Source organism: Bradyrhizobium sp. ISRA464, from assembly GCF_029910095.1.
GTDB lineage: Bacteria > Pseudomonadota > Alphaproteobacteria > Rhizobiales > Xanthobacteraceae > Bradyrhizobium.
In genome coordinates this window covers 4036004-4060815 of record NZ_CP094526.1, presented here as the reverse complement: position 1 = coordinate 4060815, position 24812 = coordinate 4036004, and the positions used below count along the sequence as shown (strand labels likewise).

Here is a 24812-nt window from a genome sequence, read left to right as displayed (position 1 = left end):
CGGGTGAGTGAGCTGCAAACATGCCTCGCGTTCGCGGATGACAACCTGCCACACGCTGCGGTGGCGCGCGCCGACATCCCCGAAAACGTGACGAGCAAAGCGGCACTCTTGGTTGCGCTCGCCACGCAGCTTGGATTTCCCGATTACTTTGGCAACAATTGGGATTCGTTCCAGGAATGTATTCGCGATCTCTCATGGTTGCCGCCGGGTCCCGTGTTTGTGACGCACGCTGACGTGCCGCTAATTAATGACGTGCCGAATGCGATGACGTACGTTGCGATACTGAATGACGCTGCTCGCAAAATGTCGCGATCGGAGGCCCATCCGCTTTCGGTCGCATTTCCCCTCAAGCATCGTGAGCAAGTCATCTGGCTGCTTCGAGCGGAGAAAGCCCGTAGCAAGCGTAGCGCGGATTAGCGAAGCGTAATCCGCCGATCTTGCGACCAACGTGGCGTGTTACGCCTACGACTAACCCGCCCTACCCATCAATCCGTCTTCGCTTCGACCAACCCATCTCAGCACCTACTCCGTCCGCCTGAGAAAAGCCCCGAACGCGCGCGGGCCGTCGCCGACCTTGACCTCGTCGACGACCTTCAGCTCGACGGCATCGATCACGCTGAGCGTGTTGCTCTCCCAGTTCGCCACCACGATCCGCTTGCCGTCGGCCGTCGCCTCGATGCCTTCGGGGTAGTCCCCGACATTGATCCGCTTCAGCGGCTGCAACGTCGCGAGATCGAACACGCTGACGGTGCCGTCATATTGGTCGGTGACGAAACCGCGGCCCTGCGCCAACGCGACCGCATAGGGGCGCAGGCCGACATGCACGCGGCCGATCTCGCTGTTGGTGGCGATGTCGATCACGGAGACGTCGTTCGAGCCGACATTGGCGGTGTAGGCGCGCTTGCCCTCGGCATCAACAGTCACGCCGAACGGATGGGTCCCGACCTTCACGATCGCTCTCCGCTCGCGCGCTGAGGTGTCGGTGACGGACACGCTGTCGTCGTCGCGATCCGCCGAGAGCAACAGTCGCCCGTCCGGCGTCACGGCGAGCCCGGACGGCGATGCGCCGACCGCAAGGCTGGCGACGACGCGCTGCTCCCGCGCGTCGATCACCCGCACCGCGGCGGCGTACCAGTCGGCGACATAGACCGTCGCGCCGTCGGGTGCGACGGCGATGCCGAGCGGACCGCCGCCGACATCGACCCGGGCAACGACCTTGCGCGCGGCGGCGTCGACCACGGCGAGCGACTTGGCATCGGGACTCGTCACATAGGCGAAGCGGCCGTCTGATGTCACGGCGACGCCCGCCGGCTTGCCGCCGATCGCGATCGTCGCGACCGCCCTCGATGTCGCGAGATCGACGACCGTGAGGTCATCGCTGAGCTGGTTGGTGACGAACGCCTCCTCGGCATGCGCGGCCGTGAGGCCGGCGAGCAGCGCCGCCAGTACGATCGCCCGCATGCTCTAGCTGCCGCTCTCGATCTTCTTCTTCAGCGCTTCGAGCCCGGCGCGATAAAGCCCGCTCACCGCCTTCATCGCGGCCTCGTCGTTCAGCTCCGGCGGCGGGTCGTTGTTCGGATAGCCGCGGTAGAACGCGCCGGCCCATTCCAGCTTCGCCTTGCCGTCGGGAGCAGGCGACACCGTCAGCGTCGAGGAATAATTGGTGACCGGCAGCACCTTCACATCGACCGCCGTGATCCGGTACGAATAGCTCATCATGTCGGCGTCGTACTTGTAGAGCTCCTCGTCGATGGTCGCGCCTTGCGTCAGCGTCAGCCGCCGCGTGGCGCCGATCTCGTTGCCCTTGTCGCCCTCGGTCTTGCTGACGCCCGCGAGCCAGCTCATGTCCTGGAAATTGCCGATCACCGCCCACACCTTGGCCTGTGGCGCGTCGATCTCGATCGATTCCTGCACCTTCCGGCGGGTCGGCCCGTGGGCCCAGGCGGCTCCCAGCACAGCCAACGCCGCCACCACGACGCAGGCCCTCGCGATCGTTCCCTTCATCCCGTCTCCTCCATTGGATCGGCCTGCGCGGCATTGCGCGTGCCGAAGCTTATGGCTCGCCATAGACCAGATGGGGGACCGGTTTCTTGCACGAGAGCGAAGTCGCGGCCGTCGTCTTCCCCGGGAGGCAAGCCTCCCGCACGACGGCCGCGCCTCGATGGTCGGTCTCACGCCGCCAGCAGCGGCTATCCCGGCTCCCGTTGAAGGCCTAATCTTGATAGCCAAACGCTCCTCGAGGTGAAGACGATGCCCCTCTCCGAAGCCGCCCGCCTGAAGCTGCTCGCGCCACCACCAGCCGGCAAGGTCCGCGTCGTGCTCGACACCGACACCTACAACGAGATCGACGACCAGTTCGCGATCGTCCAGATGCTGCTGTCGCGGGATCGCTTTGATGTGGAGGCGATCTACGCCGCGCCGTTCTTCAACAAGCGTTCGGACGGCCCGGGTCACGGCATGGAGCTCAGCTACCAGGAGATCCTGCGCCTGCTGGAGCGCCTGAACATCTCGCCCGACGGCCTGGTTCATCGCGGTGTCACCGACTATGTCGGCCCTACGAAGCAGGCGCGCGAGGCGACCGCGGTCGATGACTTGATCGCCCGGGCGCGGGCGGGATCGCCGGACAATCCACTCTACATCGTTGCCATCGCGGCCATCAGCAACGTCGCCTCGGCGCTGCTCATGGCGCCCGACATCATCGATCGCGTCGTCGTGGTGTGGCTCGGCGGCCATGCGCTGGAATGGCCTGATACGGCCGAGTTCAATCTCAGGCAGGATGTCGGCGGCGCGCAGGCGCTGCTCGACAGCGGCGTACCGCTGGTTCTGGTGCCCTGCCTCGGCGTCACCTCGCGCCTGCACAGTACCGTGCCGGAGATCGAGCGCTACGTCGAACCGCACGGCAGCATCGGCGCGTTCCTGGCGCAGCGCTTCAAGGACTATTCGTCAGATCATCTCGGCTGGGCCAAGGAGATCTGGGACATGGCGCCGGTCGGCTGGCTGCTCAACCCCGACTGGGCACCGAGCGTGATCGTCCCCGCTCCTGTTCTGACCGACCAGATGACCTGGAGCATCGATCGCCGGCGGCATCCGATCCGCTACGTGACCTTCATCGACCGCAACGCGATCCTGAAGGACTTCTTCCTGAAGCTGAAGGCGTTTGCCGAAAAACAAGCGTAGCGCGAATTGCCGAAGCGTCGCTGCGCGGCTGGCTCTCGGCATGTAGCCCGGATGAGCGAAGCGATATCCGGGACCGTCCTGTGAAATGCGATGTTCTGACCCGCATGTCGCTTCGCTGATGCGGGCTACGCGGTTGCGGACGCAACTAGGGCGAGTGATGAGCCGCAGTTCCGCCGTTCGCTCGTTGAGCCGCCCGACGCGGCCGGTCAGTCCGCCCCTTCGCTTCGCTATGTCTACACCGCCCAGTAGTTCGGGTGCGTATACGACTGCGAGCGATCACCCCAGTCGAATTCGTCACCGTCGATCTCGCACGGGCCCGTCTGCAGCTCTTCCAGTGTCGCCTCGGCCTCATAGGCCTGACGCTCCGGATCGTATCGAAGTGCGCTCCACTTCACCGGATAATGGTGGTGGGTGCTGAGAATCCCGCCGGTCTTGATCACGGCATAGGCCACCGTTCCGCTCAGCTTTTCGAGCATGAGCCGCTCGATCGATCCGAGTTTGGCGCCGTCGCGTCCGTAGACATGGACGTGCTCGACGCGGTCACTGGGTACCAAGGTGTGATGCATCGCATCCTCCCTGTTTCCGCTTGTACGGCCGCAATCTAGCACGAAATGACAGCGGTGGAGCAGGCCGGCGAAGCATCATCCGGCGCATCCTGCGACGATCCCGGCGGGTTCCGCCCGGCCGCGCTTGGCGCGGACCAAGCGCCACAAGCCCGTCCTCACTCCTCGGTCGCGGCTTCGACAAACCCCTGCGGGTCGTCGCAGAATTCGCGCATCACCCGGTGTGATCGGTCTGCTCCAGCGCCACCGGCTCGAGCGCGTATTTGGTCAGGCGCAACAGCGCCGCGCCGGGACAGGCCATCAGCATCGGCGCGTGGGTGGCCATGATGACCTGGCAGTGGCCGGTCTCGTCCATCCGGCGCAGCAGCTTCAGGAATTCGATCTGGCGCGAGGGCGACAGTGCGGATTCAGGCTCGTCGAAGATGAAGATGCCTTGCCTCTGGCAGCGCTCGTTGAAGAAGCGCAGAAAGCCTTCTCCGTGGGAATGAGACAGGAAGTCGGGCGGCGGCCCGCCCAAGGGATCGTCGAGCGCCGCCTCGTCTAGATATCGCGCCACCGAGAAGAAGCTCTCGGCGCGGAAGAACCAGCCATTCGTGATCTTCGGCAGCCAGCTTGCGCGCAGCGCGCTGGCCAGCGATCCACCCATCTCCTCCAGCGCTCTGGAATGGTCGACCGGCCGGTAGCCCTTGCCGCCGCCGGCATCGTCGTAGCCGGCCATCACGGCGATGCCTTCCAGCAGCGTCGACTTGCCGGTGCCGTTCTCGCCGACGATGATGGTGATCGCCTTGTCGAAGCTGAGCTCGAAACCGTCGCGCAGCAGCGGCAGCACGAACGGATAGACGTTACGGTTCGCAATGCGTGCGGGATCAAGCCAGATGCGCCTGAGATAGGGCGCAGGCATGTTGATGGGGCGATGTCGTCGTCTGGCCATTCGTCCTGCCTCCGGGGCTCGGCGCCTCGGAACGCACCATCCCAGACGCGCGCGAATCCGCCAAGAACGTAACAAGAACATCAACGCGTACCCCAACGTCTCGCGGCGCCTCATGCTACGTTTGGCGTGCGTCGCCTGCCGCGCGGAAACATCACGCTGCAAGCGTGTTCTCCTGAGATGACGCCCCGCCCCAGAGGGCTTCAGGCCCCGCCGAGCCGCATCGTGCTGTCGACGACCGCGACCACCTGTCACATCCCTGAGGCCCGAGCGGATGCCCAGTCGCGCCTATGACCTTTTCCGCAAGGCGATTCTCACCGAGCAACAGGTCGCGTGCAGCTATCAGGGGCGACGACGCGAGCTTTGCCCCCACATCATCGGGCACAACAGGAAAGGCGAAGAAGCGGTGCTGGCCTGGCAGTTCGCCGGTGAGAGTTCAGGCGACCTGCCGCAATGGCGCTGCCTGCGGCTTGCCGGCGTCGGCGAGGTCAGCCTGCGCAGGGGCCCCTGGCACGAAGGCAGTTCGCACAGCACCGAACAGACCTGCGTCAGCGAGATCGACCTCGACATCAACATCCATGTGCGGAAACGGCGGTGATGCGCCTTGGCACTGATTTGCCCGACGAGGCTGGGCAAGAACTCGGCATTTTTTGGAGTTGATGTACGATTCGGCGCATGGCGAATCGGACGTTCAAGGCCGGCGACAGCCGGGAGCAACCCAGTCTTCTTCCTCCCCGGATTGAGGACTATGTCGGACAGCAGAATCCGGTGCGGGCGATCGACAGTTTCGTTGGCGCGCTCGACCTTTCAAAGCTCGGCTTCCGCCATGCGGATCGTGCCGCGGACGAAGTGGGGCAGCCGCCCTACGATCCGGCCGATCTGCTGAAGCTCTACCTTTACGGCTACATCAACCAGATCAGGTCGTCGCGGCGGTTGGAGCGGGAGGCCTGCCGCAATCTGGAGCTGATCTGGCTGTTGAAGAACATGAAGCCGGGCTATCGGACGATCGCCAACTTCCGCAAGGAGAACTGGGCGGCGCTCAAGGCCGCGAACCGCAGTTTCGTGCTGCTCCTGCGCGACCTCGGCCTGATCGGTGGGACCTTCGTTGCGATCGACGGGGCGCTATTCCATGGTAACGCCAGCAAGGGCAGCATCTTCACGCAAGGGAAGCTGGCCAAACAGATCGCCGCGTTGGACAAGGAGATCGAGGCTTATGGCAAGGCCCTTGAAGCCAACGATGCCGAGGAAGCCAAGCGATGTGCCGGTCCGGGAGATGGCAGCAAGGGCAGCGGCGATGTCGGCGAGAAGGTGAAGGAGCTGATGGCCCGGCGCGAGCGCGCGCAAGCCGACCTCAAGAACCTGGAGACAAGCGACAAGGGGCAACTCTCGAAGACCGATCCCGACGCAAGGCTTCTGAGCAAGGGCGACCAGACCATTGCGGGTTACAACGTGCAGAGCGTCGTTGACGACAAGCACACGCTCATCGTTGCCAGCGAGGTCGTCAACCGCAACGACGCGGGCCATCTTCATGAGATGGCAAAGGCGGCAAAAGAGGCCCTCGACGTCGAGACTCTGCAGGTGGCGGCCGATGCCGGCTATTCCACCAGCGAGGACCTGAAGGCCTGCGAGGATGACGGCATTGTTGCCTATGTGCCGCTGCACGAGGGCAATGGCAAGCTCAAGGAAGGCCGCCTCAGCCGCAAGGACTTCAGTTACGATGCGAACGCCGATGCCTACCGTTGCCCGGCCGGCGAGCTGCTGCGCCCGACGGAAGGGCGCTGGACGAACACGAGCGGCCGCATCGAGATCCGCTACCTGGCGCGCAAGGCGGCCTGCGCAGCATGTCCCCTGAGCGCGCGGTGTCTTGCCCCGAAGGCGCCTTACCGGAGCATCGCGCGCTGGGAACACGAGGACGTTCTCGAACGTCACCGCATGAGGATGCAAAGCGCCGAGGCTGCCACATTGATGCGCCGCCGTTCCGCCATCGTCGAGCACCCTTTCGGAACACTCAAATGCCGCGCCGGCTATCAGCACTTTCTCGTGCGCGGCTTCGACAAGGTCCGCGGCGAATGGAGCCTGATGGCGCTTTGCTACAACTTCACCCGCGTGCTCAGCATTCTCGGCTTCGACCGCTTCGTCGCGTACCTTGCAGAAAAGACGCGCATTGCCGGCGCAAACCTCCTTGCGGCCACTCTGCGCGCCATTCGGCTTGCTTTGCGGCCCTTCCGCGCCAAAATCTCGCTGTCGCTCGTCGTCAGTGCTTTCCGAGCCGCCCCAGCCCCTTAGTTGCCATTCTTGCCCAGTCTCGACGGCACAAGACCTCGCATCAAAAATATTTCTGTTTTCAAGAAGTGCAACTCAGTGTATGAATAGCCCGTCTCACCCGCTTGAGGGGCGCTTCGCGATCGTCACGAGTGTTGGGTCGAGATGCGGTGGACGCCGATTGCGCAACTGACGAGTGCGCATGAGGCGGACGGTGAAGTCGTGCAGGCCTGACGCCCTAGTGGCAGGTGTCTCCTTGCAAAGCGCGAAGCGCTTTTGCAAAGACGGTGACAACAAAGCCCAGTCTCGCCGGGGAGAGCACGTATAAGCCGTAAAGCCATCGCGCAGGGAAAGCCGGGATCGTTCCGGTTTCACCTGTGGTCCTACCTCCCGAGCTTTCCATTTGCTCGGGACCCATGGGTGCGATCGGCACCCGGCTTTCCCTGCGCCCTCTGATCTTCAGAGCGGCGAGACTTGCTGCAAACCTCGGACGCATCGCGCCGCGAGAGTGCGAATGTATGACTCACAAGCCGTGCAACAAACTCGCTGTCGTCCCGGCGCAGGCCGGGACCCATTACCCCAAATGCTCATTGTTGCGCGACATTGGGGCCACGTTCCCGTTTACGATCAAATGCGGTGGTTATGGGTCCTAGCCTTCGCCAGGACGACAAATGACGAGCCCCCCGCCGACAACTCCCCCCGCAGAACACGGGCCCCTGCTTTGCGAACGCAGGGACGACGGTCGGAAGAGAGCGCGCCCCGTCCCTACGGCTGCTCCGCCTCCTCCAGCACCTCCAGCACGAGCTCCATCGTCATCAGCACCGGATTGTCGCCGCGCACCAGCCGCCCCTCGGCGATGCCGCCGAGATAGTCGACCAGCGCGACGTCGAGCTCGGCGTGCCACTGCCCATCGGGGTCGGTTGCGATGTCACCTGCCGTCACCGCAAGCTCGGTCGCGAACGGCACCACGCTGTGGCCGTCGGTGAAGATAGCGCCGATGGTCGAGCCGACGCCGCCGTGCAGCCGCGCGCGCAGGATGCCGTGCTGATGACAGAAGCTCTCCAGCGCACAGGCGAAATCCTGGTTCGGTCGCAGCCGCAGCGCGAAGGCGTGGCTGGTGGTCTTTGCGCCAAGCGGCGCGGTGGCGACCGGGCCGAACAGCTTGAAGTTGGTCTCGCTGTCGGGCTCGGCCAGGAACGTCGCGCCGTCAATGCCGAACGCGTTGACCTCGAAGGGTTCGGCGACAACGGTCTCGTCCGGCAGCATGTGGCCGCCGTTGAAACGGCCGTCCGCCTCGGTCCACAGGCCGTGGCAATGGAAGAACGGCACACCATCACGCGCGCCGAAGGTCAGCGCTGCGAGCTTGAGCCGGGTCACGCCGTCGGGGCGGAAGGTGTCGCTGTAGAACGCCGCGTTGGCGCCGTCCTTCGACAGCGCCGGCATCACATAGGCAAAGGGGCCGAGCGCCCCGCCCTTCGCGTTGAGCACGCCGCTCGAAAACCCCTCCGCTGCAAAGCCGCGGCGCACGGCCTCGAGCAACGGAATGCCGGCCTCGAGCGTGAATGAAAACGCGCGGCCGCGCGCGGCGACCCATTGGATGCGCTCTAGCGGCGGAGCGCCGGGCTGGGCGATGCTGCGCATCGCGCTAGCCGCCCGGCGATTTGGCGATCACCTCGAGCAGCCCGCGCGCCTCGAGTTCGTCGCGGATCAGCCGCTTCGGCACCTTGCCGTAGCCGGACTTCGGCAGCGCCTCCCAGAAGAAGAACCGCTTCGGCATCTTGTAGCGCGGCACCTTCGGCGCGAGATACGCCGAGAGTTCGGCCTCGCCGACCGCATCGGTGCCTTCGCGCGCGACGCAGACGGCAACGCCGACCTCGCCCCAGAACGGATCGGGCACGCCGAGGACTGCGACCTCACCCACCGCGGGATGGGTCAGGATCTTCTCCTCGATCTCGCGCGGATAGATGTTGGAGCCGCCGGAGATGTACATGTCGGAGGCGCGGCCGGTGATGTAGACGAAGCCCTCCTCGTCCATGTGGCCGAGGTCGCCGGTACGGAACCAGCCGTCGCGAAACGCCTTCGCATTGGCCTCGGGGTTGTCGTAGTAGCCGGCGAACACGCCCGGGCCGATCACGCAGATCTCGCCGGTCTCGAAGGCTTTCAGCTCGCGCCCGTCGTCGCCCTGGATCGAGACCTGCATGCCGGTGCGCTCGAAGCCGCAGGTGCCGATCCGCGCATGCGGCCCGTCCTCGGGATCGTGCAGGCCCGGCGGCAGCACGGTGATGTTGCCGGTGACCTCGCCGAGGCCGAAATACTGCACCAGCACGCCGCCGAGCTTGTTCAGCGCCGCCTTCTGGTCCTCGCGATACATCGGCGCGCCGGCATAGATGATGTAGCGCAGCGAGGAATGGTCGTGCTGATCGGCCGCGGGATGCTCGACCATCATCTTCAGGATGGTCGGCACCGTGAACATGTTGCTGACGCGATGCTTCGCAATCAGCCGGAACGCCTCCGCGATGTCGAACTTCTCCGACGGCAGCAGAATGGTCGGCACGCCGCGCGCGGTCTGCACCAGCTGATGGACGCCGGCGCCATGCGACAGCGGCGCCACCACCAGCGAAGCGTCCTGCTCGGTGGTGCCAGGCATCAGGTCGGCGAGATGATTGGTGATCACGAAGGCCATCTGGCCATGGGTGAGCACCGCGGCCTTGGAGCGGCCGGTGGTGCCGGAGGTGAAGAAGAACCAGCAGGGATCGTCGTACTCGACCGCGATGTTCTCGACCTCAGCGCCGGCATGCCTGGCGATGACGTCGCCGACGGTGGCTTCGCCGAACGTGCCCTGCTCGCCGATCCGCCAGACGAACTCGAGCGCCGGGTTGGCCGCCGCCCTGGCGTGCTCGGGAAAGTCGCCGTGGCAGAGAAATGCTTTCGCGCCGGAGGCCGCCGCGAGATAGGCGACCTCGTCCGGCATCAGGCGGAAATTGGTCGGCACCCAGACCGCGCCGAGCCGGAAGGCCGCGAACATCGACCAGAACATCTCGTCGCAGTTCTTGGAATGCACCAGGATGCGGTCGCCCTTGACGATGCCGCGCGCGGCGAGCGCTGCCGCCAGCGCCGAGACGTTCTGGTCGATGTGACGCCAGGACCAGACCTTCTCGTTCCAGATGAAGCCCGGACGATCGACATGGCGGCGGGCGTTCTGGGTCAGGATGTAGGCGAGGTTCATCACCCGGCGCGACACCCGTGCGATACCGCCGCGCGGCGCGGTAGTGGCCGTCCCGCTCATGGCCGCCCAGCCGATACGCGCAACATCAGGGGCATGGTCAGGACAATCATCGGATGTTTCCTCGGTCAGAACCGGGCGTCTTCAAGCGCCGCAAGGGAGATGGTGTGATCCGGTTTATCGCCAAGCCACAGGCTTCGGCAAGGCCCGCACGATGCGGCCTTTGTGCGAGACGACGATCGAGACGCAAAAGCGCCTCGACCGCGCCTTGCTGGCAGCCGAGGAGATATCAGACCGCCCTCGCCCGAACCGGCGCTACTGCGGATGCTTGGCCAGTTCCTGCTCGCTCAGGTTCCAGTCCTGCCAGAGCTGCCACGCGCCCACGATGGCGACGAGCACGCCAAGCACGATGTGCCAGAGCTGCAGCGCCTGGTCCGAGGCATAGCCGAACACGAAGGGCGACACGATCAGCCAGAGCCCGAGCAGGACGCTCGCCGCCTCCTCCCAGCGATGCAGCGCGACATATTCGAGCTGAGCCAGGCCCAGCACCAGCATGCCGACCACGAAACTGTTGAGGACCAGGTGGCTGCGTTCGAGATCGATAGTGTCACTCACCTGAATCGGAAACCAGGGCGACACCATGATCAGCACGCCGAGCAGCATGCCGAACCAATCCTCCCAGGCGTGGTGTGTCTTGAAGAAACGATTGTCCGACATGACGATCCTCCTCCCGAACAGAGGCATACGTCGGCGGCCGGCACTTCCGCTCCCTGCCAAACGATCATCCGACCGCAGCAGCGGCGTATGTCTGGCGTCAAACGTAACCGAACCGCATTTACCCGCAAGATGTTATCAGCGTGTGTGCACTGCGGTAGAAGCCACAGCAAATGCCAATCTGCGGCCTGGTCGCTCAGGCAGAGTGAATCAACCGGGATTTTGCGATGGCTGCCGTCCGCGACAACAAGGCCCAACAACGCTTCGAGCTCGACACCAAGGGCGGCATCGCCTTTGCGAATTACCGGCTGACGCCGTCAGCCGCGATCATCACCCATACCGAAACACCGCGCGCCCTGCGCGGCAACGGCATCGCATCGGAGCTGGTCAAGGGGGCGCTGGAGCTGATCCGTGCCGACGGCCACAAGGAGATCGCCGGCTGCGGCTTCGTGGTGGACTACCTGCGCAAGCATCCGGAATACGAGGATCTTGCGGGCTGACGCCCTGCTCCTCAGACGATCCGAATCGACATGTCGGGCGAGCCGTCGAGCTTGCAGAGCAGCACGTCGCCCTTGACCACGGGACCGACATTCTCCGGCGTGCCGGAATAGATGATGTCGCCGGCCTTGAGCTCGAACGCCTCGGAGAGTCTTGCGATCTGCTCGGCGACGCTCCAGATCATGTTCTTCAAGTCCGAGCTCTGCCGCACCGTGCCGTTGACCGCGAGCGAGATCGCGCCCTTGGTGAAATGGCCGGTCTTGCTGGCCGGATGAATCGGTCCAAGCACTGCAGCGTGGTCAAAGCTCTTGCCGATCTCCCACGGCTTCTTCTCGGCGGCCATGCCGTTCTGCAAATCGCGCCGCGTCATGTCGAGACCGAGCGCGTAACCATAGACGTGATCGAGCGCGTTCCCGGCCGAGATGTTGGTGCCGCCGGAGTTCAGCGCCGCCACCAGTTCGACCTCGTGGTGATAATTCTTGGTCAGCGACGGATAGGGATGATCGGCGACCGTGCCGATCGCGACGTTCTGGATCGCGTCCGTCGGCTTCTGGAAGAAGAATGGCGGCTCGCGGGTCGGATCGGAGCCGCGCTCGATTGCATGCGCCGCGTAGTTGCGGCCGATGCAATAGATGCGGCGCACCTGGAACACCTCGGTCTCGCCGACGATCGGGATCGTCACGGCCGGCACCGGAAACATCGCTTCGGCGCGGGTTGCGCTTCTGCCGGCACGGCGTGTGCGGCGGCGCCGACCAGCGCCAGGGCACCGGTCGTCAGCATCGCCCGGCGGTCGGGATCAGTCATGGGCGTTGTTGGCCGGTCTATAGATGTTTGCCGACCCATAAAAAAGAGCCCGCGCTGGCGCGGGCCCTGCTGATGTCCGGGATCACTATCCCGTCAGTGCTTGATATCCGGGGGCAGCTTGCCGCCGTTGGCCGCGAGCTTCGCCATCACCTGCTTGTGCAGCCAGATGTTCATGCTCGCGGAGTCGTTGGTGTCACCGGCGTAGCCAAGCTCCTTGGCGAGCTCCTTGCGCGCGCCGAGGCTGGAATCGATGTCGAGCGCCTTCATCAGGTCGACGATCGAGGTCCGCCACTCCAGCTTCTCCTTCTTCGCAGCGACCGCAGCGTCGAGGATCGGGGCCACGTCAACTGTCTGCGCGGGCGCAGCAGCAGGCGCCGCGGCTGGAGAAGAGGACGATGCGCTGGTGGAGGGCGATCCGCCGGCGGGAGCTGTGCTTGTGGCCGTTCCGCCAGCGGGCGCGGCGCTCGCGCTGCTGCCGAAGATCGCGCTCATGATTTTTCCGAAAATGCTCATCGTTCACTCCCACAGGACTTGAGATGGTTTGCAGGTCAGACGGCGCTAAAACGCCTGACCCCCGGTCGCACATAAAGTGTACCGCCCCCTCCATAGCTTGCCAATGCGACATTCACTTAAGCGTGAGTGCGTGCTTTCGATCCGGTTTGGGAGTACCTTGATTATACAGTTCGCGACACGGCCAGTTCCCTGCTCTGTCTTTCGCGTCTGGCCTGCTCGTGATCGCTTCGAGAGGCGGCACGTATGTGCCCGTGCGCCGGGCGCAGAATGCGGCCGTCCAGAGGGAGACAACGACCATGGCCACTCCATATCAAGGCAATGTCACATCGATGACGCAGAGCGGAAAAAGCACCGTGTCTGCGCCAGTTATCCGCACCATCGGCCTGTCCGATTTGCATCAAGCGCTGCGTCTCGGCTGGGAGGACTTCAAGGCGGTGCCAAGTCACGCCATCATCCTGTGCCTGATCTATCCCGTGCTCGGCCTCGTGCTCGCGCGCACGGTGCACGGCTATTCCGTGCTGCCCCTGTTGTTTCCGTTGGCCGCAGGCTTTGCCCTGCTCGGCCCATTTGCAGCGATCGGCCTCTACGAGATGAGCCGCCGCCGAGAGAACGGCGAGGAAGCCACCGGGTGGGACGCCTTCCAGGTGTTCCGCTCGCCGTCGTTTGGCGCGATGCTCGGGGTCGGCACGCTGCTGTTCGCACTGTTCGTGACCTGGATCGCGACCGCGCAGGCGATCTACACGGCCGCCTTCGGCTATGCAATTGCCGCCAACATTCCGGATTTTGCGGGGCGCGTGTTGACCACTTCGCAGGGCTGGTGGCTCATCGTGGTCGGCTGTGGCGTCGGCTTCCTGTTCGCGCTCGTCGCGCTCTGCATCAGCGTGATCGCATTTCCGATGATGCTCGATCGCCATGCGACCGCCGGCGAAGCGATGGTGACGTCGATGCGCGTCGCCGCGAGGAATCCGGTGCCGATAGCGGCCTGGGGCCTCATCGTCGCGGTGTTGCTGGTGCTCGGCACGATCCCGTTCTTCCTCGGCCTTGCGATCGTGGTCCCGTTGCTGGGTCATGCCACCTGGCATCTCTATCGGGAGGTGATCGTGAAGGATCCGAATGCGCGGCCGGTCATTCCCGAACCGCGCCAGCGCAAACCCGCCGCCGATTTTCCGGCCAACCTGTTTCCCTGGCGGCGGAGCGATCGTAGCTGAGTGCTGGCCGCAATCCTGCGCGACGCCGAATGCAACACCGACCGCCGGCCGATCTTCGGCCGGCGGTTTGCTGTCCGGCGCAGCGGGATCCGGCCGTCAACAGGACGTGATGCTGGCGCGGTAATTGCACCCCTGTCTGACATCGACAGGTTGCGGACCAGCCTTGTTTTGGCCGCTGTTGCCGAGAACATACGCGCCGGTTTTCAATACCAATGTCGATCAGATCGTCGCCTCCGGAGTGAACGGCCATATGAGCTCTCGTCTTTCCTATCGCGCGCTTGCCATCGGCGCGTGGCTGCTGGCATCGACCGCGTCGACGCTCGCCGCCCCTTGCGGCACCGGTTCGTTCGAGGCCTGGCTCGACGATTTCAAGAAGGAAGCCGCCGCCAAGGGCATTTCGCAGAATGCGATTCAGGCCGGTCTGAACGGCGTCACGCTCGACAAGACGATCCTGGCGCGCGATCACTCGCAGCAGGTCTTCAGCCAGACCTTCGAACAGTTCTCGGGGCGCATGGTCCCACCGCGCCTCATCCGCGGCTCCAACAAGATGAAGCAATACGGCTCGGTGCTGTCGCGAATCGAAGAGGCCTATGGCGTGCCGGGAGAGATTCTCGTCGCGATCTGGGGACTGGAGACCGATTTCGGCGCCAACACCGGCAAGTTTCCGACCATGCGGTCGCTGGCGACACTCGCCTACGACTGCCGCCGCTCCGACATGTTCAAGGGCGAGATGATGGATGCATTGCGCATCATCGAGCGCGGCGATCTCGCGCCGCAAGAGATGCGCGGCGCCTGGGCGGGCGAGATCGGCCAGACCCAGTTCATGCCGTCGTCCTACATCAAGTTCGCGGTGGACTTTGACGGCAACGGCAAGCGCGACCTGCTGCACAACGTGCCGGATGTGCTGGCATCGACGGCAAACTTCCTGAAGAGCTACGGCTGGAAGAAGGGCAAGGACTGGGAGCCCGGCAGCGAGAACTTTGCAGTGATCCAGCAGTGGAACAAGAGCGAGGTCTACGCCAAGACCATCGGTTACTTCGCCACGCAGCTCGCCCACGCCCCCTAATACGTCAAAAGGCCGGCTGCCCCAGGGCAACCGGCCCTTATCGCAATGTACAAAGGCTTACTTCGCCATGCTGGCGCGCGCAGCCTTGCCGAGGTGCGCACCGCAGGCGCCCATCTTGCCGTTCAGCATCGCGTCCTGAGCGAGCGAGATTTCCTTCTCCGCCATAAACTTGACTTCAGTGTCGGCCATAGCCTCCACCGCTGCTTCGGTCTTGCTCAGGTTCGGGCCGCTGCAGGCGGCGCCCATTCTGGCGGCGTGTGCGGGAGCGACAGCGTAAGCAACGACAGCCATTGCAGCTGCGCCGATCAATGTTTTGATCATGGGAATTATCCATCTTGTTCGTAGACAGACGTCCCGCGTGATTGCGGAATCTGCGGAACGATTATTCGCTGTTCCCCTCAGCGCTCAGAATGAACTTCGCGCGATACGAATGTGATCGACGCTGGGCGCAACTCCTGCATGCATTGCGCCGCATTTTCATTACAGGTTGGTAAGCGCGATCACGTTACCTGTGAAGCCGCTTCGATCGAACGGCAGAGTGGCGGCGGTTGCGATACCCAGCACTACATCCAGAGCGATAAGCCGACTCACTCTGGATTCGGGATTCGGCAACGACGACCGCTGGGCCTTCCCGGCGTCCTGCCAGTCGGCGCGCCCTCAAGAATCACGTTGCCTCTCAGGTAGCAACACCTGCCTGCGAAGCGAGACGAAAGGCCCTCCACTATCAGTGTCACCAATTGCCGCTTCGCGGCTTTAGCCCCACCGAGCACATAATGAATATAAATTCACACTATGAGCGAGATTCCATATGCGAATCACGCATAGAACCCAACGGAGGTCCTACCGTGTCCCGGGACACTTGGGATTGATTTTACGGTCCTAAATTACCAACTAGAGAGGACGGAAGATCCGTCGGAAGGCGGCACAAGCTGCTGAACTATAATGCATTTTGATTGATCGCCCCAACCACATGGAACTCCCGTAGGCGATCGCCTTCGGCATGCCCGGAACAGTTAATCGAAACTTACCGCCGTCATGCATTTTAGGCTTAGCTGCATCGCAACATCGGAACTACTGCACTGCAAAATCCCATCTATATTCATTTCAACGATGAGGCTTTTGAAAAGCTGAATCTGAACTACCAGGAGACTACCAATGCTACTCTCGCTCATCCGCATGATCCAGGCTTTCCGGGATTATCAGCGCAATGTCAGCGAATTGTCCCAGCTCAGCGACCGTGAACTCGCCGATATCGGCCTCGATCGCTCGGACATTCCGCGCGTTGCCGCCGGCACTTACAACGGCTGATCGCTCATCGGCCATCTGATGAACGGATAACGCCCGCTTCTGCAGCGGGCGTTATCGTTTCCGGCTCGGTTTCAGATGCATACGGGATCAAAACGCGCTAACGCTGCGCGATGACACCGCACCACTCTTCTTCCCAACCCGTGCACATCGTGGGCGCGGGTCTCGCCGGCTCGGAAGCCGCCTGGCAGGTCGCCAATTCCGGCGTCCGTGTCGTGCTGCACGAAATGCGCCCGACCCGGATGACCGAAGCCCACCGGACCGACGGCTGCGCCGAACTGGTCTGCTCGAACTCCTTCCGCTCTGACGACGCCGCCAACAACGCGGTCGGGCTGCTACACGCCGAGATGCGGCGCCTGGGCTCGCTCATCATGCGCGCGGCCGACGCCAACCAGGTGCCCGCGGGCGGCGCGCTGGCAGTCGATCGCGACGGCTTCTCCGCTGCCGTTACCAAGGCGCTGCACGAACATCCGCAGATCGAGATCAGCCGTGAGGAAGTAGCGGGCCTGCCGCCTCACGACTGGAGCAACGTGATCATCGCGACCGGCCCCCTCACCTCGGCTCCGCTCGCGGATGCGATCAGGCAGCTGACGGACGAGAGCGCGCTGGCGTTCTTCGACGCGATCGCGCCGATCGTGCACAAGGATTCCATCGACATGTCGATCGCGTGGTTCCAGTCACGCTACGACAAGCTCGGTCCCGGCGGCACCGGCGCCGACTACATCAACTGTCCGATGTCGAAGGAGCAGTATGACGCCTTCGTCGCGGCGCTTCTCGAGGGCGAAAAGGTCGACTTCAAGGATTGGGAGACCAACACGCCCTATTTCGACGGCTGCCTGCCGGTCGAGGTGATGGCCGAGCGCGGTCCCGAAACGCTGCGCCATGGGCCGATGAAGCCGGTGGGACTGACCAATCCGCACAATCCGACCGTGAAGCCGTATGCAATCGTGCAGCTGCGGCAGGACAACCAGCTCGGCACGCTGTACAACATCGTTGGCTTCCAGACCAAGCTGAAGCATGGCGCGCAGCAGCGCGTGTTCCGAACTATCCCGGGCCTTGAGAAGGCGGAATTTGCCCGCCTCGGCGGCCTGCATCGCAATACCTTCCTGAACTCGCCGAAGCTGCTCGACACACAATTGCGCCTGCGCGGGCAGCCACGGCTGCGCTTCGCGGGACAGCTGCGCTTCGCGGGACAAATGACGGGCTGCGAAGGTTACGTCGAGTCGGCAAGCGTCGGCTTGATCGCAGGGCTGTGTGCCGCCGCCGACGCGCGCGGCCGATCGCTGACACCGCCGCCGGCCACCACAGCAGTGGGCGCCCTGCTCGGCCACATCACCGGCGGCCATATCGAGACGATCGAATCCGGCCCACGCTCGTTCCAGCCAATGAACATCAATTTCGGCCTGTTCCCGCCGCTCGCCAATCCGCCGACGAAGAAGCCGGACGGTTCACGGCTGCGCGGCAATGAGAAGACCGTCGCAAAGAAGCAGGCGATCAGCGCGCGGGCGCTCGCCGACCTCGATCACTGGATCGCAGACCACCTGCGCGTAGCGGCGGCGGCCTAGGAACCATGAGCTTGCCGAAAGACGACGCTGCCACCCTGTCGCAGCGATGGAGCCAGGGTGTCCTGCTCAAGCGCGACGTGTTCTCCACGGTCGAACGCGGCCGATTCCGCGCTGATGACGGCGAGGTCGACGGCGTGCTGCGCCGGCTCGACCAGGTGCCGTTCTGGTCATTCGGCCTCGCCCTGCATCTGTTTTCGCGCGAGCGCCGCGCGCTGACACTGGCGCGTGATCTCGACGTCGGCCCAAAACTGCTGTGGGCCGGTAGGCGCGCGCTGGTGCGCGGCTTCATCGACGGCGTCGCACTGCATCTGGCGAAGCCGCATGGGGACGTCGCCTATTTCCGTTCCGCCAAGGCCACGTTGCGCAAGCTGCACCGCGCCGGCATCTGCCACAACGATCTTGCCAAGGAGCAAAACTGGTTGGTCGGCCGTGACGGCCGCGCCTACCTCACCGACTTCCAGCTCGCCGCCTGCTTCAGGACCCGTAACCGCTTGTTCCGGATCGCGGCCTATGAGGATCTGCGCCATCTGCTGAAGCACAAGCGCAGCTACGCGCCGGAGGCCCTGACGCCGATGGAGCGCAAGGTGCTCGCCAAGAAATCTGCGGTTGCCAGCATCTGGCTCAAGACCGGCAAGAAGGTTTATCAGGCGATCACGCGGGGCATCTTCAACTTCACCGACCGCGAAGGCGGCGGCCGGCGGCTGGTCAACGACGCCCCCGTGCTGGTCGACCTGATCCGCCGGAACCCCGAGGTGCGCGATACCGCGATCGTCGCCTTTGCCGATCGCCGCGTCGGCGTCGGGTTATACGCCTTCGTCGAAGCGGACCAGTCCGCCCTGGAGAAGACGCTGCGCAGCGAGCTCGCGACTGCCAAGGGCATCAAGCCGCCCGAGCACATCCAGATCGTGCACGCGCTGCCGCGCGATGCCGCCGGCAAGCCGCGCACCGAAATCCTGCAGCTCGTCGCCATGAACCAGATCGACCTGATCGAGCCGATGATGAACAGCGACGCCGATCGCGAATTCCTCAAGGACATCCTCGAACAGCGCAAGAACCTGCGCGACCGCTTCAATTTTGAAGTCGCCGAGATGGACCGGCTGTCCCGCTAGAACATCGCCCGCCGGCCCTCGACAAACGCGTCCCGAAGCCCCACTCTTGCAACGGGGCGCCACGCTCAAGGGACAGGTTTAATGCCACTCACTCGTGGCCGTATCGGAGGATATGATTCCGAACGGATGGCGTTCGGCTTCACGATGCTGGACGGCGACCAGACGGTCGAGTGCCAGATCAGCGACGCTGCGATGGACGAATTGGCCGACACCAAGGGAACACCGAGCATCGCGCGTCAGGCCCAATTCGTGGCGCTGCGCGACGCCATCGAGAGGATCGCATCCGACCTGTATGACGGCGGCCCAATGGTCAGGGGCGGGACGATCCGGATCTTCACGAAGCACATCCCGAAGCAGCGGAGCTAGCCGCGGAAGTCCTTCGCGCGCGCGGCACGCCACAGCGTCCACAGGACGCGCAATCGCGACGCCGGCTTCGGAACAAATGGATCGTTGTCCGCTCTCGTTGCCCGAACCAGGTCGCGGCGGACATGCGCGAGCGGCAGAAACACCGCCCTCACCGCGGGCGGAACGTCGGCAAGCAGCGAGAGCGCGGTCGTGAAGTGAGTTTGCGCCTCATGCGCGAGCCGGTCGATCGCCGCACGGATTTCCGGCGTCTGCTTGCGGGCAAAGACCGCTTCCATGCTGCTGCCACGCTCCTGAAGGAGTTGCAGCGGCAGGAAGAGCTGATGCCGCGCAGCATCCCGCGGCAACGCTGCGATCACCTGCGCCATCCCCTGCGCCAGACCCGCATGACGCGCGAGGTGGTCGATCTCTTCCGACGGTCGCGCGACCACGCGCGCAGCGAGCGAGAACAGCGCCGACGCGGTGTCCCCGAGATAGCCCTCGAGCGCTGCCATCGACGGCATCGGATCATTGTAGAGATCGAACTCGTGCGCCTCGACCAGGCGCGACAATGCCGAGACGGGCAAGCGGTGCTTGCGGATCGCCTGCAGCAACTCGGCTGCGACCGGATTGCCTTCGACACCGCCATGCTCTGTCCCGGCCAGCATGTCGGTCCACCATTGCAGCCGTATCTCGCCGGGCAGCGGCTGGCTCACGTGCTCATGGACACGGGAAACCTCGGCGTTGAAGGCATAGATTGCGAGCAGCGCCCGGCGCTCCGCAGCAGGCACAAACAGGGTCGAGGCATAGCGGACGAAATCATGAGTCCGCACCAGATCGGCGCAGAAGGCCGCGCCGTCCGCCGGCGCTTCTGCCTCGCTCATGGCACCGCGATCAGCGCTGCCGCCACGCGCCGCCGCTCGCCGAGCATGATGTTGTAGGTGCGGATCGCGGGACCGGTCTGCATCGGGTCGAGCACCACCTGCACCGCGCGCAAGGCCTCGCGCAGGCCCTTCGGCGGCACCCAGACTTCGTTGCCGCTGCCCACGATCAGCGTGTCGATCGCATTCGCCGCCGCGAACACCTGAGCCAGCGAGTATTGGTCAATCTCCTGCGGACTGGTCACCGGCCAGGCCCAGATCCCATCGGGCAGGCACAGCAGCGAGCCGCGGTGCGACATGTCGGCGAACGCGAAGCCACCCTTGCCGTAGGCTTCGATCGGCGCCGGCCTCGGAAGATGTGGAGCGTCCGAGGGGTTGGCCATGATCGGTTACTTCTTGGCTGCCGCGTCCGGCTTTTTGGCCGGCGCATCCTGCGCGTCGCCCCGCGTGGTGTGAACACCGAGATAGATCAGGATCGGCGCCGCGATGAAGATCGAGGTATAGGTGCCGACCAGCACGACGCCGAACATCATCACTGCGGTGAAGCTGTGGATCGCCTGGCCGCCGAACAATAGCAGCGCGAGCAGCGCGAGCGTCACTGTGACGTGGGTGACAATGGAGCGCGACAGCGTCGAATTGATCGATTCGTTCAGAAGCTGCGGCATCGGCATCTTCTTGTAGCGCCGCAGCATTTCACGGATACGGTCGTAGATCACGACGGTGTCGTTGAGCGAGTAGCCGAGAATCGTCAGCAACGCCGCGATACTGGTGAGGTCGAAGTCCACCTGCGAGATCGACATGAAGCCGATCGTCAGCACGATATCATGGACGTTGGCGATCATCGCGCCGAGCGCGAACTGCCATTCGAAGCGGAACCAGAGATAAATCAGGATGCCGAGAATGGCGAACATCAGACCGAGCATGCCGTAGGCCAGCAGCTCGCCGGACACGCGCGGCCCCACCACCTCGACGCGGCGGTAGTCGACGGAATCGCCGAGCGCGCCGCGGACCTTCTGGACGGCGGCCTGCTGCGCGGCGTCGCCGCCGGGCTGCTCGGCGACGCGGATCAGGACTTCGGCCGGACCGCCGAACTGTTGCAACTGGACCTCGCCGAGGCCGAGACCGTTCAATGTCGTGCGCATCGCGGCGATGTCGGCGGTGCCGGACTTGGCCCGCACTTCCAGGAGCGTGCCGCCCTTGAAGTCGATGCCGAAATTCAGGCCATGGGTGAAGAACAGCGTGATTGCGAGGATCGAAAGCACCGCCGAGATCGGGAAGCTGATGCGGCGGAAGCGCGTGAAGTCGAAATGCGTATCGTCGGGCACGATGCGCAGCGACGGCAACAGACCGAACACCGAAACCACGGTCAGCACGGCGATCAGGACACCAAGGCCGATGAGAACATAGTGGGTCACAATAGGCCTCTCAAATCGGCACGGTTTGCGGCCGCTTCCATCGCACCCACCCCGCGACGATCAGGCGCGTCAGGGTAAATGCGGTGAACACCGTGGTGATGATGCCGATGCCGAGCGTCACGGCGAAGCCGCGCACCGGTCCGGTACCGATATAGAACAGCACCGCAGCAGCGATGAATGTGGTGATGTTGGAGTCGAGGATCGTCGCCAGCGCCCGTTTGAAGCCGGCGTCGATCGCCGAGATCGCGGTGCGCCCGCCGCGCAGCTCCTCGCGGATACGCTCGTAGATCAGCACGTTGGAGTCGACCGCGATACCGACGGTCAGCACGATGCCCGCGATGCCGGGCAGCGTCAGCGTGGCGTTGAGCAGCGAGAGCAGGCCGAAGATCATGGCGACGTTGATTGCGACCGCGATGTTGGCGAACACGCCGAACAGCCGATACGTCACCAGCATGAACACGATGACCAGGATCGAGCCAACATACGCCGCAAGTTCGCCCTTCTCGATCGAGTCCTGGCCGAGGCCGGGACCGACCGTGCGCTCCTCGATCACGGTCAGCGGCGCCGGCAGCGCGCCGGCGCGCATCAGGATCGCCAGATCATTGGCGGACTGCACGGTGAAATTGCCGGAAATCTGGCCTGAGCCGCCGGTGATCGGCTCGCGGATGACCGGCGCGGAGATCACCTTGTTGTCGAGCACGATGGCAAAGGGCTGACCGACATTTTCGCTCGTCGCCTGGGCGAATTTGCGCGCGCCTGCCGAGTTGAAACGGAAACTGACGATCGGCTCGCCGGTGCGCTGGTCGAACCCAGGCTGCGCATCGGACAGTTCAGCGCCGGAGACCAGAACCTGCTTTTTCACGACATAGGGCACCGGCGGCGGCGACGCGCTCATCAGCAACTCGGACTCGGGCGGCACCCGGCCCTGCTGGGCCTGGTCCGGCGAGACCGACGTATCGACCATGCGGAATTCCATCTTCGCCGTCTTGCCGAGCAATTCCTTCAGCCGGGTCGGGTCCTGCAGACCCGGCACCTGTACCAGGATGCGGTCGGTGCCCTGGCGCTGGATCACCGGCTCGACGGTGCCGAGCTCGTTGACGCGGCGCTCGACGATCTGGATCGACTGCTCGATGGTCTGGCGGATGCGCTCGGTAATGGCTGCCTGCGGCACCGTAAGGCGGATCAGACCGCCGCCGGCATCCGAGACCTCGAGGCTGCGCTGGCCGCTAGACCCCATCAGGCCGCCGAGCGGTTGCGACAGCTCGCGGAGCTTCGAGAGCGCGGTCGCCTGCTCGTTGTCCCTGGAGATACGGACCTCGACCGCGTCGTTGCGCACGTTCAGGCCAGTGTAGCCGATCTTGGCTTCACGCAGCGCCCGCCGCGCATCGTCGCGGACCTGGTCGAGCTTCTCTTTCTTGACGTAGTTGGAATCGACCTCGAGCAGCAGGTACGAGCCACCCTGCAAGTCGAGGCCGAGCACGAGGCGACGCTGCGCCCATGCCGGCCAGCTCTTGACCTGCGCTTCCGGAAAGAAGTTCGGCACCGCGCACAGGCAGACCACCAGCGCTGTCAGGATGATCGCCAGCGCCTTCCACCGGGTGAAATACAACATCGAGTTGATCCGTCAGATTCCAAAAAAGGCGGCGCGGCAATCAGCTCGCGGACGCCTCGTCCTTGGCGTCGCCCTTCGCCGGCTCACCCTTGGCGCGCACGCCGGAGATCATTTGCCGCATCTGCCGCACGCGCACGCCATCCGAAATCTCGAATTCGATCTGGTCGTCGTCGACCACCTTGGTGACCTTGCCGACGAGGCCGCCCGAGGTCACCACCGTGTCGCCGCGGCGGATGTTCTTCACCAGATCGGCGTGGTCGCGGACCTTCTTCTGCTGCGGGCGCAGAATCAGGAAGTACATGATGACGAAGATCAGCGCGAATGGCAGCAGCGACATCAACATGCTGTTGGCATCACCACCGGCTCCGGCAGCCTGGGCAAAGGCAGGAGTAATCAGCATTCGGGCAATCCTCGGTAAGACGGAGAAGGACCGGCAACGCCCTCTGGTCCTTTGGGCGGTATGGCGGTCCGGGCAAATTCGCGCGGACTATAGCGGCCGCGGTCCCAATTGCAACGTTAACGGCCCTTCATTTAGGCGGCTTGCGGGAGGAGCGCCAGCCCGATAAGGCTGCGCCGTCAGGAACTGGAAAAATGCCGAAAAAAGCCAAGAAAACTGCCAGCAGAACTCCGTCCAAAACTGCCGCCAAAACACCGGCAAAAGCCGCGACAAATCGCCCGGCAAAGGCGCTCGATGGCGCAACCGCCGAGCGGATCGCGAGCGCTCTGGAGACCATTGCCAGCCGTCTCGCCGCGGCCTCTCCGGCCTCCGATCCGGCCGAGTCGCTCGGCGCCGCCGATGCCTTTGTCTGGCACCCCCACGGCCGCCTCGCCCCGGTCCCGCGCGTCAGCCGCGTCGAGATCGGCCTGCTCAAGGGCGTCGACCGGATGCGCGATATCCTGATGGAGAACACCGAGCGCTTCGCCAACGGACTGCCCGCCAACAACGCGCTGCTGTGGGGCGCGCGGGGCATGGGCAAGTCCTCGCTGGTGAAGGCCGCGCACGCGACCCTCAACCGCGACCGCAAGCCGGCCGACCGGCTGAAGCTGATCGAGATCCACCGCGAGGACATCGAGAGCCTGCCCGGCCTGATGGAGCTTTTGCGCAGCTCCCCATTCCGCTTCATCGTGTTCTGCGACGACCTCTCCTTCGACGGCAACGATGCTTCCTACAAGTCGCTGAAGGCGGTGCTGGAAGGCGGCATCGAGGGGCGCCCCGATAACGTCATCCTCTATGCCACATCGAACCGGCGGCATCTGCTCGCACGCGAGATGATCGAGAATGAGCGCTCGACCGCGATCAATCCGGGCGAAGCGGTTGAGGAAAAGGTGTCGCTGTCGGATCGCTTCGGGCTCTGGCTCGGCTTCCATCGCTGCAGCCAGGACGAGTATCTGGCGATGGTGAAGGGCTATTGCGACCATTTCGGCATCAAGATCGCCGACGACGAGCTTGAGCGCGAGGCGCTCGAATGGTCGACCACACGCGGCTCGCGCTCCGGCCGCGTCGCCTGGCAATTTACGCAGGAACTGGCCGGACGGCTCGGCGTTCGGCTGAGCGGGACCTAGCGGGGGCATTTCACGCGATCTCGCGCGGCCTTCTGATTCGGCTCGGCTTGAGTACACTGGAGTT

The 24812-nt window shown here is 64.2% G+C and carries 25 protein-coding genes and 2 pseudogenes; 12 read left to right on the top strand and 15 right to left on the bottom strand.

Annotated elements, in window-relative coordinates; all coding sequences use genetic code 11:
* The first annotated feature begins 3 nt into the window (after positions 1–3).
* The gene (locus MTX19_RS19125) at positions 4–417 is read left to right on the top strand and encodes a barstar family protein (RefSeq protein ID WP_280978819.1); all 414 of its coding nucleotides are present in this window, start codon (positions 4–6) and stop codon (positions 415–417) included.
* 105 nt (positions 418–522) lie between these two features.
* On the opposite strand, the gene MTX19_RS19120 is transcribed toward MTX19_RS19125, so the two are convergent.
* Positions 523–1461: a cytochrome D1 domain-containing protein gene (locus MTX19_RS19120; RefSeq protein WP_280978818.1), complete on the bottom strand. Its 939-nt coding sequence runs from the start codon at positions 1459–1461 to the stop codon at positions 523–525.
* 3 nt (positions 1462–1464) lie between these two features.
* Positions 1465–2004: an SRPBCC family protein gene (locus tag MTX19_RS19115; protein ID WP_280978817.1), complete on the bottom strand. Its 540-nt coding sequence runs from the start codon at positions 2002–2004 to the stop codon at positions 1465–1467.
* A gap of 246 nt (positions 2005–2250) precedes the next feature.
* On the opposite strand from MTX19_RS19115, the gene MTX19_RS19110 reads away from it, so the two are divergent.
* Positions 2251–3177 (top strand): nucleoside hydrolase, encoded by a 927-nt coding sequence (locus tag MTX19_RS19110; RefSeq protein WP_280978816.1) that lies wholly within the window; start codon positions 2251–2253, stop codon positions 3175–3177.
* 233 nt (positions 3178–3410) lie between these two features.
* Here MTX19_RS19110 and MTX19_RS19105 read toward each other — a convergent pair whose 3' ends face one another.
* Both MTX19_RS19105 and MTX19_RS19100 read right to left on the bottom strand, forming a co-directional pair.
* A complete protein-coding gene (locus MTX19_RS19105) occupies positions 3411–3743 on the bottom strand; it encodes a PRC-barrel domain-containing protein (RefSeq protein WP_280978815.1) in 333 nt (110 codons plus the stop codon).
* Between the two features lie 155 nt (positions 3744–3898).
* Positions 3899–4671, bottom strand: a pseudogene (locus tag MTX19_RS19100) (AAA family ATPase).
* Positions 4672–4942: 271 nt separating this feature from the next.
* Here MTX19_RS19100 and MTX19_RS19095 point away from each other — a divergent pair.
* Together MTX19_RS19095 and MTX19_RS19090 are read left to right on the top strand one after the other, a co-directional pair.
* Positions 4943–5266: a hypothetical protein gene (locus tag MTX19_RS19095; RefSeq protein WP_280978814.1), complete on the top strand. Its 324-nt coding sequence runs from the start codon at positions 4943–4945 to the stop codon at positions 5264–5266.
* A 77-nt stretch (positions 5267–5343) separates the two neighbouring features.
* Positions 5344–6954, top strand: coding sequence for an IS1182 family transposase (locus MTX19_RS19090; RefSeq protein ID WP_280978673.1), 1611 nt, complete (start codon positions 5344–5346; stop codon positions 6952–6954).
* Between the two features lie 741 nt (positions 6955–7695).
* Here MTX19_RS19090 and MTX19_RS19085 read toward each other — a convergent pair.
* From MTX19_RS19085 to MTX19_RS19075, 3 genes are all read right to left on the bottom strand, one after another.
* Positions 7696–8571: a DUF296 domain-containing protein gene (locus MTX19_RS19085; RefSeq protein WP_280978813.1), complete on the bottom strand. Its 876-nt coding sequence runs from the start codon at positions 8569–8571 to the stop codon at positions 7696–7698.
* Positions 8572–8575: 4 nt separating this feature from the next.
* Positions 8576–10216 (bottom strand): acyl-CoA synthetase, encoded by a 1641-nt coding sequence (locus tag MTX19_RS19080; RefSeq protein WP_280978812.1) that lies wholly within the window; start codon positions 10214–10216, stop codon positions 8576–8578.
* A gap of 252 nt (positions 10217–10468) precedes the next feature.
* Entirely contained in the window at positions 10469–10870 is a 402-nt protein-coding gene (locus tag MTX19_RS19075) for an SPW repeat protein (RefSeq protein WP_280977896.1), read from the bottom strand.
* 224 nt (positions 10871–11094) lie between these two features.
* Between MTX19_RS19075 and MTX19_RS19070 the strand changes: the two genes are divergently transcribed.
* Complete coding sequence (locus MTX19_RS19070) at positions 11095–11367, top strand: GNAT family N-acetyltransferase (RefSeq protein WP_280978811.1); 273 nt, start codon at positions 11095–11097, stop codon at positions 11365–11367.
* Positions 11368–11378: 11 nt separating this feature from the next.
* Here MTX19_RS19070 and MTX19_RS19065 read toward each other — a convergent pair.
* Both MTX19_RS19065 and MTX19_RS19060 read right to left on the bottom strand, forming a co-directional pair.
* Positions 11379–12169, bottom strand: a pseudogene (locus MTX19_RS19065) (fumarylacetoacetate hydrolase family protein).
* A gap of 93 nt (positions 12170–12262) precedes the next feature.
* A complete protein-coding gene (locus tag MTX19_RS19060; protein WP_280978810.1) occupies positions 12263–12682 on the bottom strand; it encodes a DUF3597 domain-containing protein in 420 nt (139 codons plus the stop codon).
* A gap of 296 nt (positions 12683–12978) precedes the next feature.
* On the opposite strand from MTX19_RS19060, the gene MTX19_RS19055 reads away from it, so the two are divergent.
* Entirely contained in the window at positions 12979–13890 is a 912-nt protein-coding gene (locus tag MTX19_RS19055) for a DUF2189 domain-containing protein (RefSeq protein WP_280978809.1), read from the top strand.
* Between the two features lie 250 nt (positions 13891–14140).
* A complete protein-coding gene (locus MTX19_RS19050) occupies positions 14141–14956 on the top strand; it encodes a lytic murein transglycosylase (protein WP_280978808.1) in 816 nt (271 codons plus the stop codon).
* Between the two features lie 57 nt (positions 14957–15013).
* On the opposite strand, the gene MTX19_RS19045 is transcribed toward MTX19_RS19050, so the two are convergent.
* A complete protein-coding gene (locus tag MTX19_RS19045) occupies positions 15014–15277 on the bottom strand; it encodes a hypothetical protein (RefSeq protein WP_280978807.1) in 264 nt (87 codons plus the stop codon).
* Positions 15278–16111: 834 nt separating this feature from the next.
* Between MTX19_RS19045 and MTX19_RS19040 the strand changes: the two genes are divergently transcribed.
* From MTX19_RS19040 to MTX19_RS19025, 4 genes are all read left to right on the top strand, one after another.
* Positions 16112–16264 (top strand): DUF1127 domain-containing protein, encoded by a 153-nt coding sequence (locus MTX19_RS19040; RefSeq protein WP_016846063.1) that lies wholly within the window; start codon positions 16112–16114, stop codon positions 16262–16264.
* Between the two features lie 110 nt (positions 16265–16374).
* Complete coding sequence (gene trmFO, locus MTX19_RS19035; protein WP_280986107.1) at positions 16375–17826, top strand: methylenetetrahydrofolate--tRNA-(uracil(54)-C(5))-methyltransferase (FADH(2)-oxidizing) TrmFO; 1452 nt, start codon at positions 16375–16377, stop codon at positions 17824–17826.
* A gap of 5 nt (positions 17827–17831) precedes the next feature.
* The gene (locus MTX19_RS19030) at positions 17832–18935 is read left to right on the top strand and encodes a serine/threonine protein kinase (protein WP_280978806.1); all 1104 of its coding nucleotides are present in this window, start codon (positions 17832–17834) and stop codon (positions 18933–18935) included.
* An 81-nt stretch (positions 18936–19016) separates the two neighbouring features.
* Positions 19017–19301, top strand: coding sequence for a DUF1488 family protein (locus MTX19_RS19025; protein WP_280977889.1), 285 nt, complete (start codon positions 19017–19019; stop codon positions 19299–19301).
* On the opposite strand, the gene MTX19_RS19020 is transcribed toward MTX19_RS19025, so the two are convergent.
* Genes MTX19_RS19020 through yajC form a run of 5 tightly spaced genes read right to left on the bottom strand, consistent with a single transcriptional unit; the run spans position 19298 to position 23585 of the window.
* A complete protein-coding gene (locus MTX19_RS19020) occupies positions 19298–20161 on the bottom strand; it encodes a squalene/phytoene synthase family protein (protein WP_280978805.1) in 864 nt (287 codons plus the stop codon). The two genes, MTX19_RS19025 and MTX19_RS19020, sit on opposite strands and share 4 nt — an antisense overlap.
* Positions 20158–20541, bottom strand: coding sequence for an Mth938-like domain-containing protein (locus tag MTX19_RS19015; protein ID WP_280977887.1), 384 nt, complete (start codon positions 20539–20541; stop codon positions 20158–20160). Before MTX19_RS19015 ends, MTX19_RS19020 begins: the two co-directional genes overlap by 4 nt.
* Before the next feature lie 6 nt (positions 20542–20547).
* Complete coding sequence (gene secF / locus MTX19_RS19010) at positions 20548–21573, bottom strand: protein translocase subunit SecF (RefSeq protein ID WP_280978804.1); 1026 nt, start codon at positions 21571–21573, stop codon at positions 20548–20550.
* A 10-nt stretch (positions 21574–21583) separates the two neighbouring features.
* Positions 21584–23185 (bottom strand): protein translocase subunit SecD, encoded by a 1602-nt coding sequence (gene secD, locus MTX19_RS19005; RefSeq protein ID WP_280978803.1) that lies wholly within the window; start codon positions 23183–23185, stop codon positions 21584–21586.
* 40 nt (positions 23186–23225) lie between these two features.
* Positions 23226–23585, bottom strand: a complete 360-nt coding sequence (yajC, locus tag MTX19_RS19000) for a preprotein translocase subunit YajC (protein WP_280977884.1) — start codon at positions 23583–23585, stop codon at positions 23226–23228.
* 191 nt (positions 23586–23776) lie between these two features.
* On the opposite strand from yajC, the gene MTX19_RS18995 reads away from it, so the two are divergent.
* Complete coding sequence (locus MTX19_RS18995; RefSeq protein WP_280986106.1) at positions 23777–24748, top strand: ATP-binding protein; 972 nt, start codon at positions 23777–23779, stop codon at positions 24746–24748.
* Positions 24749–24812: the final 64 nt, after the last annotated feature.